This window comes from Oryzibacillus soli (assembly GCF_051594765.1).
Lineage (GTDB): Bacteria > Bacillota > Bacilli > Paenibacillales > NBRC-103111 > Paenibacillus_AR.
In genome coordinates this window covers 258,831-275,578 of sequence record NZ_JBPPGJ010000007.1, presented here as the reverse complement: position 1 = coordinate 275,578, position 16,748 = coordinate 258,831, and the positions used below count along the sequence as shown (strand labels likewise).

General features: G+C 57.1%; 13 protein-coding genes and 3 tRNA genes. All 16 read right to left on the bottom strand.

Features of this window, described 5'->3' with window-relative positions; genetic code table 11:
• Positions 1-25 precede the first annotated feature (25 nt).
• On the bottom strand, positions 26-1,675 hold the full coding sequence (locus ACSEXW_RS11910) for a response regulator transcription factor (RefSeq protein ID WP_438446361.1): 1,650 nt from the start codon (positions 1,673-1,675) through the stop codon (positions 26-28).
• 43 nt (positions 1,676-1,718) lie between these two features.
• Complete coding sequence (locus ACSEXW_RS11905; protein WP_438446360.1) at positions 1,719-3,464, bottom strand: sensor histidine kinase; 1,746 nt, start codon at positions 3,462-3,464, stop codon at positions 1,719-1,721.
• Between the two features lie 39 nt (positions 3,465-3,503).
• On the bottom strand, positions 3,504-4,382 hold the full coding sequence (locus tag ACSEXW_RS11900) for a carbohydrate ABC transporter permease (RefSeq protein WP_438446359.1): 879 nt from the start codon (positions 4,380-4,382) through the stop codon (positions 3,504-3,506).
• A gap of 16 nt (positions 4,383-4,398) precedes the next feature.
• Positions 4,399-5,334: an ABC transporter permease gene (locus ACSEXW_RS11895; protein WP_438446392.1), complete on the bottom strand. Its 936-nt coding sequence runs from the start codon at positions 5,332-5,334 to the stop codon at positions 4,399-4,401.
• 96 nt (positions 5,335-5,430) lie between these two features.
• The gene (locus ACSEXW_RS11890; RefSeq protein ID WP_438446358.1) at positions 5,431-7,200 is read right to left on the bottom strand and encodes an extracellular solute-binding protein; all 1,770 of its coding nucleotides are present in this window, start codon (positions 7,198-7,200) and stop codon (positions 5,431-5,433) included.
• Between the two features lie 200 nt (positions 7,201-7,400).
• Positions 7,401-7,486 (bottom strand) — tRNA-Leu (locus tag ACSEXW_RS11885).
• Between the two features lie 38 nt (positions 7,487-7,524).
• Positions 7,525-7,598: transfer RNA gene (locus tag ACSEXW_RS11880), tRNA-Ile, on the bottom strand.
• A gap of 16 nt (positions 7,599-7,614) precedes the next feature.
• Positions 7,615-7,688: transfer RNA gene (locus tag ACSEXW_RS11875), tRNA-Met, on the bottom strand.
• Between the two features lie 117 nt (positions 7,689-7,805).
• Entirely contained in the window at positions 7,806-7,976 is a 171-nt protein-coding gene (locus ACSEXW_RS11870; protein ID WP_438446357.1) for a hypothetical protein, read from the bottom strand.
• 142 nt (positions 7,977-8,118) lie between these two features.
• A complete protein-coding gene (locus ACSEXW_RS11865) occupies positions 8,119-8,676 on the bottom strand; it encodes a phosphatidylglycerophosphatase A family protein (RefSeq protein WP_438446356.1) in 558 nt (185 codons plus the stop codon).
• Between the two features lie 38 nt (positions 8,677-8,714).
• Positions 8,715-9,389 (bottom strand): tetratricopeptide repeat protein, encoded by a 675-nt coding sequence (locus ACSEXW_RS11860; protein ID WP_438446355.1) that lies wholly within the window; start codon positions 9,387-9,389, stop codon positions 8,715-8,717.
• A 133-nt stretch (positions 9,390-9,522) separates the two neighbouring features.
• Positions 9,523-11,007, bottom strand: coding sequence for an ABC transporter substrate-binding protein (locus tag ACSEXW_RS11855; RefSeq protein WP_438446354.1), 1,485 nt, complete (start codon positions 11,005-11,007; stop codon positions 9,523-9,525).
• A gap of 33 nt (positions 11,008-11,040) precedes the next feature.
• A complete protein-coding gene (locus tag ACSEXW_RS11850) occupies positions 11,041-11,931 on the bottom strand; it encodes an ABC transporter ATP-binding protein (RefSeq protein WP_438446353.1) in 891 nt (296 codons plus the stop codon).
• Between the two features lie 3 nt (positions 11,932-11,934).
• Positions 11,935-14,847, bottom strand: a complete 2,913-nt coding sequence (locus ACSEXW_RS11845) for an ABC transporter permease (RefSeq protein ID WP_438446352.1) — start codon at positions 14,845-14,847, stop codon at positions 11,935-11,937.
• A gap of 3 nt (positions 14,848-14,850) precedes the next feature.
• A complete protein-coding gene (locus ACSEXW_RS11840; protein WP_438446351.1) occupies positions 14,851-15,963 on the bottom strand; it encodes an efflux RND transporter periplasmic adaptor subunit in 1,113 nt (370 codons plus the stop codon).
• A complete protein-coding gene (locus ACSEXW_RS11835; RefSeq protein ID WP_438446350.1) occupies positions 15,920-16,681 on the bottom strand; it encodes an ABC transporter ATP-binding protein in 762 nt (253 codons plus the stop codon). The genes ACSEXW_RS11840 and ACSEXW_RS11835 overlap by 44 nt, the downstream gene beginning before the upstream one ends.
• Positions 16,682-16,748 lie beyond the last annotated feature (67 nt).

Sequence of the window (16,748 nt, the reverse complement as noted above, 5' to 3'; positions counted from 1 at the left end):
TGCTGTTCAGTCAGTGGCTTCCCTCTCACTTCCCCACGGTCTCTCTGTATTCTTGCGGCGTCATGCCGTGGTAATTCTTGAACACCTTGCTGAAATAATGGGTCGTCAAGTACCCGGTTTGCGAGGCGATCTCGTATATTTTACCGCTGCCGTTCCTGAGCAGCTCCGCTGCCTGCTCCATCCGGACCTTCACTATGTAATCGCCCAAGCTCAATCCCGTTTCCGTCTTATACACCTTGGACAGATAGGCCGGATGCAGCTTCACGTGCTCCGAAACCGCCTGCAGAGACAAATCCTGCCCGATGTTGGTATCAATAAATTGATGAATCCGTTTGACGACAAGGGATCTAGAGGATCGTGTGCTCCGGTCTGCCTCCTCCATAAGCTTGGTGAAGGCATGGCAGACCCAATCCTTCAACTGCTTGTAGGAACGGACGGGCACGGCTCCGTCCACAAGACCTGTTCCCCCGTTCCCCACGATCTCCGCCAACTGCCTTCCGTTCTTGTGGGCGATATAGTGGAACGAGCTCATGACTACGGCATACATCTCCAGGGCGTACTCCGGGGATTCCGCCCACTTCTCCGCCAGCTCGGACAACATGTCGTCAAGCTTGCCCGAAGCCCTCTCCCAGCTGCCGGTTTCCAGTAGGTGAATCAACAGCGGCGGTTGGTAAGGCACCGTCAGGCAGCCTCTGACCCCTTGCTCCGGTTCGTCCTCGACCAAAATGTAGAAGTTGGATTCCGTGCCGATCTGACTGCGGACCGCAGCCAAACAGCTTTGGTGCGCACGGGAAACCCCGGCAGGGAACTCCAAGGACGATTTGGCCACGGCGACGGAGACACTCCGCTTTAAGTATACGCTTACGTTCTTATGCAGCATGGCTGCACGCTTCTCGATCCGGTGCCAATCGCCCTCGCCGGGGGTCTCTTCTCCGTGCGGTCTGCTTTGCTCCCGAATGGGCTTCACCAGGAACACCAGATTGTCGGAGGAGTCCTTGCAATGCCACAAGTGGAAGAGGTCCCCAAACAGTTCGCAGGCGATATTGGCGACGGCGAATTCCATCAGCGACAGGTCATAATCGTCGAGCTCGTCAAATTCCTCCTCCAAACGGATGATAAACATGCCGGTCCGGTCTCCGGTTCGGAACGGCAGATCCAGCATACGCACCTTCTTCTCCATCACCCCCTTCGGGTATCGTCTTCCCTGCAGCAAATGGTTCAAGAGCTCCCCGCTCAGCAAGGACATGTTCTCCCGCAAGGTATATACGGCCTGCTGGTAAGAGCTGATCCGCTTCCATTCGTCATGCAGGGCGGACACGACGCTGCGTAGCGTCTCGACCAGCTCCTCCGTAGATACGGGCTTCAACAGGTAATACGAGGATTGCAGCACAATTGCCCTCTGTGCGTATTCGAAGTCCGCATGGCCGGAGATGAAGATGTACTTGGCGGACCGGTTATCCTCCCGGATCCGCTCGACCAGCTCCAGTCCGCTCATACCGGGCATCCGGATATCCGTAATCACGATGTCCACCGTGAAGGATCTTAGAATCTCCAGGGCCTCCATGCCCGAATACGCCTTATATACCTCCCCGATGTCCAGCTCCTGCAGGGGTATCGTAGAGGCGATGCTCTCCACTTGATCCGGATAGTCGTCAACGATCAGCAGATGGAACATGATAATCTCCTCCCGGTGCTTCCGTATGTGGGACGGGCACCCTTCATGACCGGCCGTCCGCAAGGACGGCCGGTTCGTAGATGCGCAGCGTGACCTGCAGGCCGCCCAGGGGCGACGGTCCCAGCATGAGCTCGGAGTCGGCACCGAAGCCATGGACCAAGCGCTGCCGGACATTCCATAAGCCGCAGCCCATCTCGCCATCCATCGGATGCTTGAACTTGGCTTCCAGCCTTGCCAATTGTTCCACGTCCAGCCCCGGGCCGTTGTCCTCCACCGTGATCTCCGCGGCCCCCTGCTCCATCCTGCCTGTAATCCGGATCATCCCCTTGCCCGGCTTCGGATCAATGCCGTGGAGAATGGCATTCTCCACCAAGGGCTGGAGCAGCAGCCGGGGAAGGGCGATGCCGGACATCTCATCCCGAATGCTGATCGCGTATTGCAGCCGATGCATCTTCATCTTATGGATCTCGAGGAAATGCCGGATCAGATCCAGCTCCTCCTTCAAGGTGCCGGTCAGCTTCTCCATCCTCGTCGTGTAGCGGTAATACTTGCTTAGATGCTGGGTCACTTCGATAATGGATTCCTTGTCCTCCAATTGGGCCAAGCTCTGGATGAAGGCGAAGCTGTTGTAGAGAAAGTGGGGGTTGATCTGGGCTTGGAGCTGCTTCAGGGTAGCATCCCGAACACGGAGCTTCTCGGAGAGAATGTTCTCAATCAACTGCTGGATCTCTTCCGACATATGATTGAATTGATCGAAGAGAAACTGGAATTCATTGTTGGTCTTCTTGGACACCCGGGACGAGTAGTCTCCCCGCTTCAGCTTCTGTATACTCCGGATCAGTTCCCGAACCGGTACCTGTACGTTCCGGTACAGCAGAGCGGCCGCCAAGAGGCTGGCCAGCAGCAGCAATCCGGTGGATAGATAGAACAATCTCCGGGTGTTCGTAATCGGCATCAGCAGCTCTTCCAGCGGAATGTAGTCGATCAGGTACCATCCTAGAGCGTCCGACCGTTCATAGGTCAGAATATAGGTTCTCCCGTTCAGCTCCAGCTCCAGATTTCCGGAACGGTCCAAGGTTCGCTCCTTCAGCTTGGAGACGATCTGAGGGAATAGCTCCCGGTCGTAAGACTTGTTCGTCACGGATTCGTACTCCGGATGATAGAAGAAGGGATCCCCGCTGCTCCCCTGCTTCAGCTGGTCCAGCATATCCGTGATATTATGCGATGCGAAAGCGACTTCCACGATCAGGCTGGCATTGTCCACCACCAGTCTCGCCATATAAGGCTGGGACAAGTACCGGACGAAATAATAGCCTTCGCCCCGGTCCGTCCGGATCTTGCGATACGTCCAGGAATCCGTCCCCTGAAGCCGGAGCAGCTGTTCATCATAGGTCCATGCCGGGTTGGTCGTGATGAACTGGCCCGTGGAAGGAGCATATAACGTCAATTCGTTCTCCCAGCCGAAGGAGCTGCTCTGGTTATCGGCCTTGGCCGTGATCAGTCTCTTCGTCTCCATAATATTGTAGGACGGGGTCAGGATCGACTGCATAGTCAGCTTCGTGGCGTCCGGGTCTTCGCTTAGATTGAACGCGGACTTCCACAGCTGGTCGGCCGTTGAATCCACCTGGCTGATGAAGAATGCCAGCCGGCTTCCGTTCGACTTGTTGATCTCCCGCTCCACCAGGCCGGTGCTCACTTGATGGGAGTAGCTGTAGAGAAGCACGATGGGCACGAGCAGGCAGCACAACGCGACGATGATTTTGCTGAATATGCTCAGCTTGAACGGCATGGCGGCATCCCTCGCAAGAATTGCTAGATACTACCAATATTATCCTTTGACTGAACCCAGGACAATGCCCTTCACGAAGTATTTTTGAAGGAAGGGGTACACCATCAGAATCGGAAGCGCCCCGATGAAGATCTGCGACGCCTTGACCGTCCGGCTGGAGATGTTGGCCACATCCTCCGCCTTGATGCCGGCTTGAACGAAGTCCTCCTTGGCGATGACCGACTGCAGAAAGGTGGCCAGCGGGTAATCCTTGCGATTTTTCAAGTAAATCATGCCGTCGAACCACGAATTCCAATGGCCGACCATCTCGAACAAGCTGATGGTGGCGATCCCTGCCATGGATACGGGCAAAAAGACCCGGAATAGCGTGGTGAAATGCCCCGCTCCGTCAATCAATGCAGCCTCCTCCAGCTCCACCGGAACGGTACGGAAGAAGTTCATGAGCAGGATCAGCAGATACGCGCTGGCGGCACCCGGGATGACGAGGGCCCAGATCGTATTCAGAAGTCCCGTCTCTCTTACGACTAGATAAGTCGGGATAAGACCGCCCCCGAACAGCATGGTGAAGACGAAGAACCAGGCGTAAGCGGTGCGTCCGGCGAATTTCTGGTCCGTCTTGGACAGGGAATATGCGGCCAGCACCAGGACGATGATCGAGATGCCGGTACCCAGCACGGTACGTTCTACACCGATGCACAACGCGCGGATGAAATTCACATTGCCCAAGGTCTGCTCATAAGCATCCGTCGTGAAGCCGACGGGCCAGAAGTTGACGATATTGGCTGTGGCGGCGGCCCTAGAGCTTAGGGACACGGCGAACACATGCCATACGGGCATAATGCACAGCAGTCCGATCAATCCTAAGATCAGGTAGTTGAATACGGTGAAAATCTTATATGCCCTGGAACGGTAGAGCATGGCGTTCGGACCTCCTCTAGAAGATGCGGTAATCGGCCACCTTGTACAAGATCCGGTAGCTGGTCACGACGAGCACGAAGCCAATGACGGATTTGAACAGACCGACGGCCGTAGCGAAACCGAACTGACCGCCGACCAGCCCCGACCGATAGACGAAGGTATCGATGATGTCGCCGGATTCATAGACCAGGGGATTGTACAGATTGTAGATTTGGTCGAAGCCCGCATTCAGGACACGGCCCAAGGCCAGCGTAGCCACGACGGTGAAGATGGGCCCGATGGCCGGAAGCGTAATATGGATCATCTGCTTCCAACGGTTGGCTCCGTCGATCTCCGCCGCTTCGTAGAGATTGGGGTTGACGCCGGCCAAGGCGGACAGGAAGACGATGGCGGCGAAGCCGAATTCCTTCCATACATCGGTGATGACCAAGGTGGGACGGAACCAATGGTTACTCCCGAGGAAGAAGATGGGGTCGACGCCGAACATGCTCAGGAACCGGTTCACGATGCCCCCTTGGACCGATAGAAGGTCGATGAAGATGCCACCCAGAATGACCCAGGACAGGAAGTGGGGCATATAGACCAGCGTTTGGACCACCCGCTTGAAGGTGACCTTGGCCACCTCGTTCAGCAGCAGAGCGAAGATGACGGGAACGAACAGGTTGGTCACCGTCTTCGAAACGGCGATAATCAAGGTGTTCCAGATGATCTGGGTGGTGTCGGGGAAGGAGAAGAAATACCGGAAATGGTCCATTCCGACCCATTCCGATTTCCAGATCCCGAGCCACGGCTTGTAATCCTTAAAGGCGATGACGACTCCGAACATAGGAATATAGTGGAAGACGATACTGATCAACATGGCCGGAAGCAAAAATAGATGGAGAGGCCACGTTCTGCTCCAGTAGGAGATCCACTTGCAGAACCCGGACCTTGCCCGGACCGGTTCCTGCATGCTGATCACTCCGGTTTCTCTCATCGCTGCACTCCTTTCACCGCGGCGCCGGGGCATTCGAGATGTGACGATCCGTCCCCGGGCCGCGGATTCTATTTATTTTTTCATGCCCGCATACCATTGGTTCACTTCTTCGGTGACCTTGTCTCCGCCATTCGCCTTCCATTCCTTCACGAAATCGTCGAAGTATTCCACCGGTTTGTCCCCGTAGATGATCTTGAGATAAGCCTCCGATTCCAGCTTGGTCAGGAGTGAACCCTTGGACTGCATCGTCTCGGTATAGGTGCCTGTAAAGGTATTGATCTTATCCGCATCGGGCTGGGACAAGCGTACGACCCCTGCTTCCAGCTGGGTCTTGGTCAAGTTCCTCACCCGGTCCTCCGCTGCGTTGGCCGGCTTGGCGTTGGGATCGGCGGCGAATTTCGGATAACCCGGATCCCCCAGGTAAGGAACGGTAGGAACGTATCCTCCGAGCAGGGAGAAGACGGCGAACCTCATTTCCATTTCTTTCCCGCTGGCGAGAGGCCACTTTTCTTGAGGCACTCCCTTCTCCTTGAAGCCGTTCTTGATGATCTTGCCGTCGTGCTTCACGTAATCGTACCCTTCGAAGTAGCCGTCTGCGAATTTCGGGTCGTAGTAGGGATCGCTCGGCCCGAATTGCCGGGCATACATTTTGTTCAGATAGGCAAACCAGGCGTCGATGTGCTTGAAGTCCTTGCTGAATACGGTTACGCCGACAAAAGGCTGGATTACGCGTCCGTACTTGCCTTCGGGACCCACCGGGATCGGGTAGGCTTTCCATACGGCGTTGGGGTTGTTCTTCACCGTATCCTCCAGTGGCCATTGGCCCATCCAGTTGGGACCGAAGAGTGCTCCCGCCTGCCCCTTCACTGCCGGCTCCACCGCCTTCATCGCATCCTTGATGGCGGCTTCGGGATCCATGTATCCGTTCTTCTTCCAACGGGCCATGGTTTCCAGGAACGGCTTGGCATTGGAATCTATGGCGGTGTGGATCACCTTGCCGTTTTTGTCCGGTGACCACCAGTTGGTGATTCCGCTGAAGAACGGGGCCATATAACCTGTGAAGGCGCCGAAGATGGGATCCGCACTGGCCATCCACGTATACATGCCATCCTTCAGCGACACGGCCAGTCCGAAGGTGTCCTGCTTGCCGTTGCCGTCGGGATCTTGTTTGGTGAACGCTTCCAATACTTTGTCTAATTCGGCAATGGTCTTGGGTGCCGTTAGGTTCAGCCTCTTCAGCCAATCCTCCCGTAGCCACATGACCCCGCCTTCATCAGCCGTCTGAAACTTGGGAATCCCGTATATCTTCCCGTTCACCGTTATCCCATTCATAGCCTGAGGGTACTTGTCGAAGAGCGCCTTCAGATTAGGAGACGCATATTTCTCGATGGCATCGTTCAAGGGCATCAGCTTGCCCGCATTGATCAAGTCTCCGATGGCGGAACCGTTGAAGACATCGGGCAGCTTCTCGCCGCTTGCCAAGAGGAGCCGGATCTTCGTATCGTAATCCGTCTGCTTGCCAACGATGAAATCGAACTTCACCTCGATCCCCATACTTTCCTTCAGCCACTTGGTGAATACGTTGTTCTCCATGGTCTCGCCCGGCTTGAAGGCATTATCCCGCTGCTCCTCAATGATGGCCGTGGTAATCGTGACCGGCGGATCGAACTTTTTCTTCGCCTGCTGCGCATGGTCCACAGGCTGGACCGATGCCTTCGGCGATACGGATGCACTGCTTGCGGCTTCGTCCGCATCGTCCGACGAGCATGCCGCCAGGATCGTGGTACACCCCAATACGAATGCTGCAGGACCGAGAAGGAATCTCTTCTTGCTTCGATGCACGTTCATCCCCCCAAAGATTGGTGTCCTTTCTATTTTCATTATAAGACTGGGCGGAATTGACAGATATACAACAGTTTTAAGATTTCCCACAAAAAACGAGGACGTACAAAAAAAAGAAGTCCCATGCGGCTCATCGCCACACAGGACTTCTTGGTCAATCGCTTCATATGAGTTCCCACGAAGGGGCTACAATCAAAGAGTGCGGAGAGTGGGACTTGAACCCACACGGTGGTCACCCACCCCAGGATTTTAAGTCCTGTGCGTCTGCCGATTCCGCCATCCCCGCATGGATGGGCTTGTCCGTGTTGTCTGGACCAGCTGATATGGGCCCTGAGGGACTCGAACCCCCGACCAATCGGTTATGAGCCGACCGCTCTAACCAACTGAGCTAAGGGCCCGGGCAAAAAAAAAATATTGCGGGGGCAGGATTTGAACCTGCGGCCTTCGGGTTATGAGCCCGACGAGCTACCGGGCTGCTCCACCCCGCGTCGTTAGTATCCATTGCCGCTTACAGCGACAAAAGTAAATATACCAGAAGCCCTGTTGTCCAGTCAAGGTTTTTTTCTAGAAAGTTTTTTTGGGGGAGCGGTCCGTGACGCGGCCGGTCAGTCGACCATCCTGTAACGGACCCCGAACCGCCCTTTCTTCGAACGGTACACTTCGACGGATTGGGGGCACTCGTACCCATAGATCCACCAATCCTCCTCCATCCGCTTGGCCAAACAGCCGGCTTGGAATTTGCTCTCATAAAGCTTTGCCCAATAAACCCAATCCATCCTTCGGTTGCTCCTTCCCTCGGTTCGGTGATCTTATTTTTTACCGAATGCGCGTTTTTATTTCCTCCACACAAAAAAGCTTCTCCGGCCGGGAGAAGCTTCATACCTGTTAAGGACCGCGTTTTTTCCGTACGGAAATTGTTCAGCCTGTCTGCTCCTTGCCCAGCATAGGCGGAGGAAGTCTCCGGTGCTCCTGTCCGTCCTCCGAGTCCCGAAGACGGTGAGCGATCCGGCTGGCCGCCGACGCGGCAATGCTGGCAACCAGATCGTCCAGGAAGGTGTGCACCTTGCCTCCGTTCTTGGTATCCAAATTTCGGATGATGCCGATCTTGTTCTTGTCCAGATAACCGAAGGTGGTCACGGCGATGCTGCCGTAACCGAGGACGGCTCCCAGAGCAAGCGTTTCGTCGCAGCCGAACAAGCCTTCGTCCGATTCGACGATGGTCTGAAGCGGCTCCGACAGGAGCTTCCTCTCGGCCAGCACGTCCAGCTCCACGCCCACCAGAATGGCGTGCTGGAGCTCGCGCTTTTCCAATACCCGCAATACGCTGTCGAGACAAACTTCCTTCGAGAGATTCGGATGGTAAGGAACCTGCAGCTCATAGACGATGTCCGCAATCGCATCCAACGTCACACCCCGCTGCTCCAACAGCCGCACCGCCGCGGCTTTAACCACCCTGCTGTGAATGCGATCTTCCATCCCCATCTCCCCTTTCCCCTACAGTATATTAGGGAAAGTCAGGACTCGTACCCGATGGCGTCAAAATAATATTCCACCGCTTTTTCATAATCGTTGTTCTTCTCGGCTTCCATCCCCGCATCCACCAGCGCGCGGTCCAAGACAGGCGCCAGCTCCATGGCTTTGCGGAGGTGGAGCAAAGCGTTCGCCACATCGCTCTTGTGCAGGTGGAACCAGCCCAAGTGCTGATAAATCTTGGCCAGCTGCTCCTGCCCGGCGTTCATGCTTCTCAGCTTATGCAGAATCTCCTCCGCCCGTTCGATGGCTTCCAGGATGAAGCCTTGTCCGAAACGGCATTGGGCGATCAAGAGCGATATCTCCTCCCGCAGAAACTCCAGCTCCGGCACATTCGCATACTCATTCCGGGCGATCCAGAGCATATTCTCCGCTTGATCATACTTCAACTCTTCCATCAGCAGGTCCGCCAGCTCCATGCAGCCCCGGATTCTCGCAGCCTCCTGGTCCGGATCACCGGATTTCTCCGCTGTGGCTACGCTCTCCAAGAGGACGCGCCCTTCCTTCTCTTTGCCGGATGAGAGCAGGGCCGAAGCTATGGCCAAGCGTGCGCTCAGATCCGAGCGGGCCACATCGCACAGGAAGGCTTGATCCCGGTCGAACCAGGGCTTAATGGTTTGCAGCAAATAGTTCAGTTCTTGTTCAGCTATCGGTTCCATCGATGGGTTCTCTCCTTTGGCATTCCGTATGGCAGGACTCCAGACTACCCCCATTATAATCCAATCCGTCCCGGAAAAGAAGAACCGGCCCCGTGAAGGGCCGGCGGTAGCGTTATTCGAAGTCCTTAGTCCCTTACCCCGCTGCCGGAACAGCCATGACATTGCCGCCGTTCATATTCGGGTTGTCCTTCATCTGCTGCAGCATCACGTCACCCTTGGTTTGCCAAGACTTCAATGCCTCGCGGATGGACTTGTTCCCCTTCACTGCGTCCATATACTCCGTGCGGCCGAGATCATACACTTGGAAGATGTACGGCTTTTCCCGGTAAATCTTGTACATCTCATTCGGATTATCCAAGAGGGGCTTCACATTCAAGAAAGCTTCCATATGCAAGTCGGAGCCTTCCTTGGGCTTAATGTATTTCTTGCGGGAGACCATCTGGTAATTGTTCTTGCCCTTGGCACGGGCCCAGTCTTCGCCGTTGATGAATTTCAGGAATTTCCAGGCGTCCGCCGCGTTGCCTGCTTTGGCATTGATGCCCATCACTCCGTTCAGGCCGATGTTCGCGACCACCCCAGGCTGCTCCGGATGGCTCGGCATGGTGACGGCGTTATACTCGACGGGAGTGAAGTTCTTGTAATTGGCTGCATTCTTGTTCGCATTGTCAATCTGGCTCAGCTCGCCGTACTGCATGATGGACATGGCCAGACGTCCGGACAAAAAGTCATGATAAGCGAAGGGATTATCCTCCGACGGCTGCCTGAGCTTCATGCTTTCCGGATTATTGTAATCCGGCTGTCCGGGAATCACCTTATCCTTCTCCAGCTGGATCAGCGTCGCCCATACCTTCTCCCACTGATCGGAATCCACCAGCAGCTTCTCCCCCTTCTCATCGAAGGTCTGAAGCCCCAACGGACCGGCGTAGATTTGGGAGGCGCTCATGAAATCCGCATACCCTTGGGAGAAAAAGTTGAAGCCGTACACCCGCTTGTCGCCTTCCCCGGTGCTGACTCTTCGGGCCAGATCAAAGACCTGATCCCAGGTCATGTTGTCGGTCGGGTACGGAACCCCAGCCTGATCGAACATCTTGCGGTTGTAGATTAACGCGGAAGAGGAGAAGGTCGGGGACAGCGCATAGAGCTTCCCGTCGGTGCTGGCGCTCTTCAAACCGTCCATAACCGCCGGCACGATATCCGAGGTGTCGAATTTCTCCTTGGAGATCCGCGCATCCAACGGCTCCAGAAGGTTCTCCTCCACCAGCTCCCTCATCTCCGTCAGATTGAACATGACCACATCCGGTGGGTTCTCCCCCGCCATAATCTCCTTCAGCTTGACGAAGGGGTCCTGCATCTTCTCCCCTTCCTTCAGCCCGATCCCCATCCTCATACGATTGTCCGAGGTGGGGATGTACTCAATCTTAATGTTGGGATTGGCGAACTCGAAGATCTCCGTGAACTGCTGCCGGAAATATTCCCCTTCATCCCCGTAATCCATGGAAGTGGCGACACGGAGCACCCGCTCGCTCTTATCGTCTTCGGAATCGCTCTTCGTACAGGCCATCGTCGTTGGAACCAGCATGGTCAACGTCAAAGCCACCGGTATGATCTTCCTCTTCATCTCTCTAGGTCTCCCTTCGTATGGTCAATCCCCTTAATGGTCTTGCTCGGCTCCAATCTGCTTCGGAGCGCGGATGACGATCCGGTCCCCCTCAAACTCCATGGAGGCCTTGCCCGAGATCCCCAGCGCTTCCAAATACCCGCGGGGGACCTGCAGCCGCCCCGCACGGTCCAGCACCACATACTCCTCGTGGGCGTCCTTGATGCTTCCCGACCCTGATCCTGCAGCAGTAAGATCAAGGCTGGGATTGCGCTTGACGAATTCGGTGCTGGTCATCCCGTCCCGGATTGCCACCACCCGGTCCACCTTACTGGCCAGCGACATATCATGGGTGACGATGACGATGGTCAGAGAGAGCTCCCGGTTCAGCTGCCGGAATATGCCCATGATCCGGTCGGAGGTCTCCGTATCCACAGATCCCGTCGGCTCGTCGGCCAGCAGCAGCGAGGGTCGATTCGCCAGTGAGATGGCAATGGCCACCCGCTGCTGCTCACCGCCGGAGAGCTGCTGCAGTTTATTCCGCATCCGGTCCTTCAAGCCCACCCATTCCAGCAGCTGCTTGGCATAGGCCCGGTCCACCTTCCCCGAGAGCATCATGGGCATCTCCACATTCTCGAGAGCGGAGAGGTAGGGCAGGAGGTTACGGGCGTTGTTCTGCCAGATGAAGCCGACCGTTTTGCGCTTGTATTCGACCAGCTGCTCGTCGGAGATCTTGAGCAAATCCCATTCCCCGACACGGACCTGCCCGGCCGAGGGCCGGTCCAATCCCCCCAGAATGTTCAGCAGGGTGGATTTACCGCTGCCGCTGTTGCCGATGATGGCCATCATCTCTCCGGGCTCCACCCGGATATTCAGCCCCTGGAGGGCCACCACTTCGATGTCATCCGTTTTGTAGATTTTGACCAATCCGTCACATTGGATCATGGCTTAGCGCTCCTCTCCCAGCTTGACGGCTTGATGAACCCGGAGCCGTCGGATATGAAGGAGCAGCAGCACCGCACCGGTGGCCATCATGACGAGTGTCACACCGTACAGCTGCATCGTGTCCTTCGCCTCGAACACCACCCGGAATGGAGGCACCTGCTTGCTCACATCCTCCGCCGTCTGGAGATACGGCAGGTACAGCGTGCTGGTCACCTTGCCGATGACGATTCCCAGACCGATGGATAGTCCTGCGGTGAACAGCTGCTCCAGAAGCAGCATTCCTGTCAGCTGCCTCCGCTTCAGTCCCATGGCCCTCAACACGCCGAATTGGACTACCCGGCTCGACAGCTGGAAGAACCAGTACAGCAGATACCCGATCAGCGAGATGAAGACGGATACGAGGAAGCCCAGACTCAGGATTCCGAACACTCCCCCGCGGGTAGGATGCTTGTTCTCCCCCGCCAGCTCGATCCGGACATCCTTCACCGCCTGGACCTCGATCTTGGAGCTCTCCAGCTTCTCCAGAAGCGGCACGGTCTTGGCGCCCGGCTTCATCTTGATCCATACGTCATAAGGCAGGATACCGGCTTGGTCGTAGATGTACTCCAGGTTCGCGATGACGAAGGGCCGTTCGTCCGGGTACTGGCTAGGCCAATAGGGAAGCAGCCCGACGATGACCAGCTCCAGGCTGGTCTGATTCACGGAGACGTTGAACAGATCTCCCGGCTTCAGCTGGTTCTTCTCGGCGAAGGACTTGGAGACCAGCGCCGCCTGCTCGTAGGAGCCCAACAAATTCAGATACTGGTACGGATGGGCCGGGAACAGGTCCTTGCGGAACCATCCCACCTTGGCAAAATCCACATTGTCGATGCCGTTCAGCATCGCCACGCCGAAGGACTTGCCGGAGGCGGTCAGATTCGCTTTGGTCTGCAGCACACGGGCCGCATGCTCGACGCCCGGGAGCTGCTTGAAGTTCTCGAAGGGCGGCTCCACATACCGGACCCGGGAAGGGGCGTCCGCTGCGGGAGTCCCGCCGCCAGGCGTTCCGCCGGTACCGGCTCCTCCACCGGCTCCTCCTTGGCCAGCTCCTTGCCCTTGTCCTTGTCCTTGTCCTTGTCCTTGTCCCTGGCTGGGCGTTTGGGCGGGCAGGTCGTCGGAGACATTTTCCCATACGGTGCTGATGATCACGTCACTTCCGAACCGGTACATGGTGCGCTCCGTGGAATTCAGATCGATGGTCCGGGCAGCCGAGGCATTGTACACTCCTAACCCTAACGTCAGGGTCAATAACAGCATCAGCGGATAATAGGATTTCGAGGAGCGGGATAATTGCGCCAGCGTCAGATAGATAGATACCGGGAAGAACGGGCGGCCGAGACGGTTCACCAGCTTCAAGAGCAGCGGGAATACCCTCAGGAACAGAAGTCCGAGTGCAAAGATCGTCAGGGCCGGCACGAAGAACAGCAAGGGGTGTACCTGCAGCTGGTCGGTTCCCAGTCCCGTCTGTTCGGCCAGCAGCTTCCGTTCCCGGAACAGCACCCAGCCGTAGGCAGCCGCCGCTAGCAGGGCCACATCCAGAAACCAGCGCTGCCAGAAGGGAGATCGGTCAGCCCGGGCCAATTGCTGCTTTAGCCCCACGATCGAGGAGCGGGCATAACGCACCGCCGGCACCAAGGTGGCGCCTATGGCCAACAGCACCGCGGCCAAGCCGTACAACAGGGTCTCCCCATGGAAGCCGACGGGGATGGACTTGCGGTCGACGAAGGTCAGGAATCCGTTGGCGGACCCGATGCTTTTGGCCATCACCCAGCCGATCGAGGGACCAAGCGCCATAGCGATCCCCCCCAGCAGCAAGCTCTCCAGGAGGTACATCCGGATGATCTGCCAGGTACTGCCCCCTCTCGACCGGATGACGGCAATGTCACTCCGCTGTCGCTCCAACGCCTGCCGGGCGTTCATGACGATGTAATACATGACCATGCCCAGCATGGGAGCGGCTAATGTGAAGAGCAGAATCTGCAATTGAAGGCTCATGCGCTTAAATTCATTCAGCAGGTCCAGAAACGACACATCCACCTTGGTATTCTTCAGCTTCTGGTACAAGGTGATGTCGAGGCGCTTCAGCTTCTTCTCGAGCGGGGCGATCATTCCTGTCTGAATCTCGCTTAGATCAAAGGCATAGTACCAGTTGGCCAGATTCAGGGGGATCGCTTTCCGTCCGATCAGTTCCTCCTGGAAAACCTTCTCATGGACCATAAAGGTGCCGAGAAGCCCTTCCATGCCTTGGAACCAATACGGATCCGTATCCTGAAGGGGCTTGAAGGCTCCGACCACCTTCAGCTTCAGAGGGGCAATGCCCTGCCCTCCGCTGACGGGATAGTTGAATTCGTCCCCGATGTGAAGATCATTGCGGAACATGGCCTCCTCCAGCACCATCACCTCAAGGGTTCCGCTGCCGGCCGAGGAAGCAAAGGGATGTCCGGCCGTCATCTCCACCTTCTCCTCCAGACCTTGCATGGCGGATAAGGACATCTGGCGCCGCTTGCCCGGATCGCTCTTCGACGGGTCGACGGGGGTGACTTGGCTTCCCCGGATGGACATCACCCAGGATGCTGCGGTATAGGGCAAGCCGATCTCATCGGGCACCTCGTCCCGAATAAACCGGTCCAGCTCCTTAACCTCCTCCGGCTTCGCCCGGTCCGACCCCGCCGCCTGATACCGGAGAATCAGCGAGCCAGCCGGCAGCCCCTCGCTTCTCTCCGTCAGCGTGCGGGCCACCACCCGCTTCAGTGCGCCGTCGGCATACATCGGAATGCTGGTCGCAAAGGCTACAGCGACGATCAAGCCCGCCAGGGCGCTCACCGTAAGCCAGCGGGTATTCCACATTTTATGTAAGATAAACCGGAGCATCGCCATCGCTCATCGACCTACGACTTTCTGTCCGGATGCGAGCCCCTTCACAATCTCTACATCCGTGGAGGTCTGCATGCCGATCTCCACGTCGACTTCGCGCTTGACCCCTTTGTCGTCCACGACTTGGACGTAATTGCGGCCCGACATGCTCCGCAGTGCCGCCGCAGGGATCACCAGAGCGTTCTCCTTCTTCTGGACGATGACTTCCACGCTGAGCGGAGTTCCCCTGGACGCCTTCTCGGGAAGCTTCTCCAGCTCCACCTGCAGGAACTGATCCGGAGTCTCCGGCTGCCGCTGCTGCCCGGAGCCGTCAAATCCGCCGTAATAACCGCCGGGATTGTTGCCCCCTGCGGTCTTATTCGGATTCGGCAGCTGCTTGACCGTCCCCTTATACTGGCCCGCGGAGTTGATATCCACGTTGACCTCCATGCCGACGGCCACCTTCTTCAGATCCTCCTGGCTGACGGAGGCCGCCACGGTCAGCTGGCTTAAGTCCGCCACCGTCGCCACACCCTCGTAGGCCTTGCTCATATCTCCCTTTTTCTTGTACACGGCAACGACCTCGCCGGAGAAGGTAGCGGAGATCTTCGAACGGGAGATGGATTCCTCCAGCTTGACCAGCTCCTCCCGCTTCAGCTCGAAGCTGATCTTCGCCTGCTCCAGCTCGGCCGCACTCTTGTCCCCCGGGTTCCGCAGGAGCTCGATCATCTTCAGTTCTTCGCTGCGGCTCTCCAGCTTCTTCTGGCGGAGCTGGCTCTCCAGATCCGTGACATCCAGCTCCGCCACCAGCTGTCCGGCTTCCACCCGGTCACCGGTCTTGACATAGATCTCCTTGATCCGCTTGTTCTCCTCCAGGAAGTAAACGTCCTCCTCCTTCATGGACATCAGCTTCCCCGAGCCTCGGACCTTGCTGAAGAGCGTATCCTTCCGGACCGGGTACTCCGGCTTCTTGGACAGTTTCGGGGGATTGATGGTGGGCAATGCCTCCTCCGCCTCCTCCTGGGGCAGCAAGCCGCAGCCGGTCAAGCCGGCCAAGAGCACCAGCCCCACCATCCCGGCCAGCAGCACCTTCGGCTTAGGCGATCCCTTGGAACCGCCCGTCCGCCATTTCATAGACATGGTCCGCAACCTCCATTATCGTAGGATCGTGTGTCGTCATGCAGATGGTAACCCGCTCCTCCCGGACGATGTCCCGGAAGACGCCCATGACCTGGGCGCCCATCTGCGAATCCAGCTCGGCCGTCGGCTCATCCGCCAGCAGCAGCGACGGGCGGTGGGCAATCGCTTTGGCGATGGCCACCCGCTGCTGCTCGCCGCCGGACAGCTCGAAGGGACGGTGATGCATCCGTCCGGACAATCCGACGAGACTGAGACAATGGCGGACCCGCTCCTTCCATTGGTTCCTCGGCACCCCGGCCATCCGCAAGGAGAGCTCGACGTTCTCATAAGCGGACAAGAGCGGCAGCAAGGCATAGGATTGAAAAATAAAGCCGATCTCCCTGCGGCGGATCTCCGTCCTCTGCTCATCCGTCCATTCATGGAACGGATGGCCCTTGAACCATATGGTTCCGCGGTCAGGCTGATCGAGCCCTCCGATCAGATTCAGCAGCGTCGTCTTGCCGGAGCCGGATCTTCCCCGCAGCATGACCAGGCTGTTAGGGTGTAGGGTCATATCGATGCCCTTCAACACCTGAATGCGTCGGCCGGCGGTTTGGAAGCCGCGTTCGACCCCGCTAACTGTCAACAGAGGCTCCGTTTCTGACGGTTCAGCTCCTGGGGCGGCTCCGTCCGCACGGGCGGCGGGCGTTTTTTTTGGGAAGCTGGGCCATATCCCCATCCGTTCACTCTCCCTCTATCTGTCTCCTATACGATTAATAGACGTATCCAGCTGGAATTAAGTTACA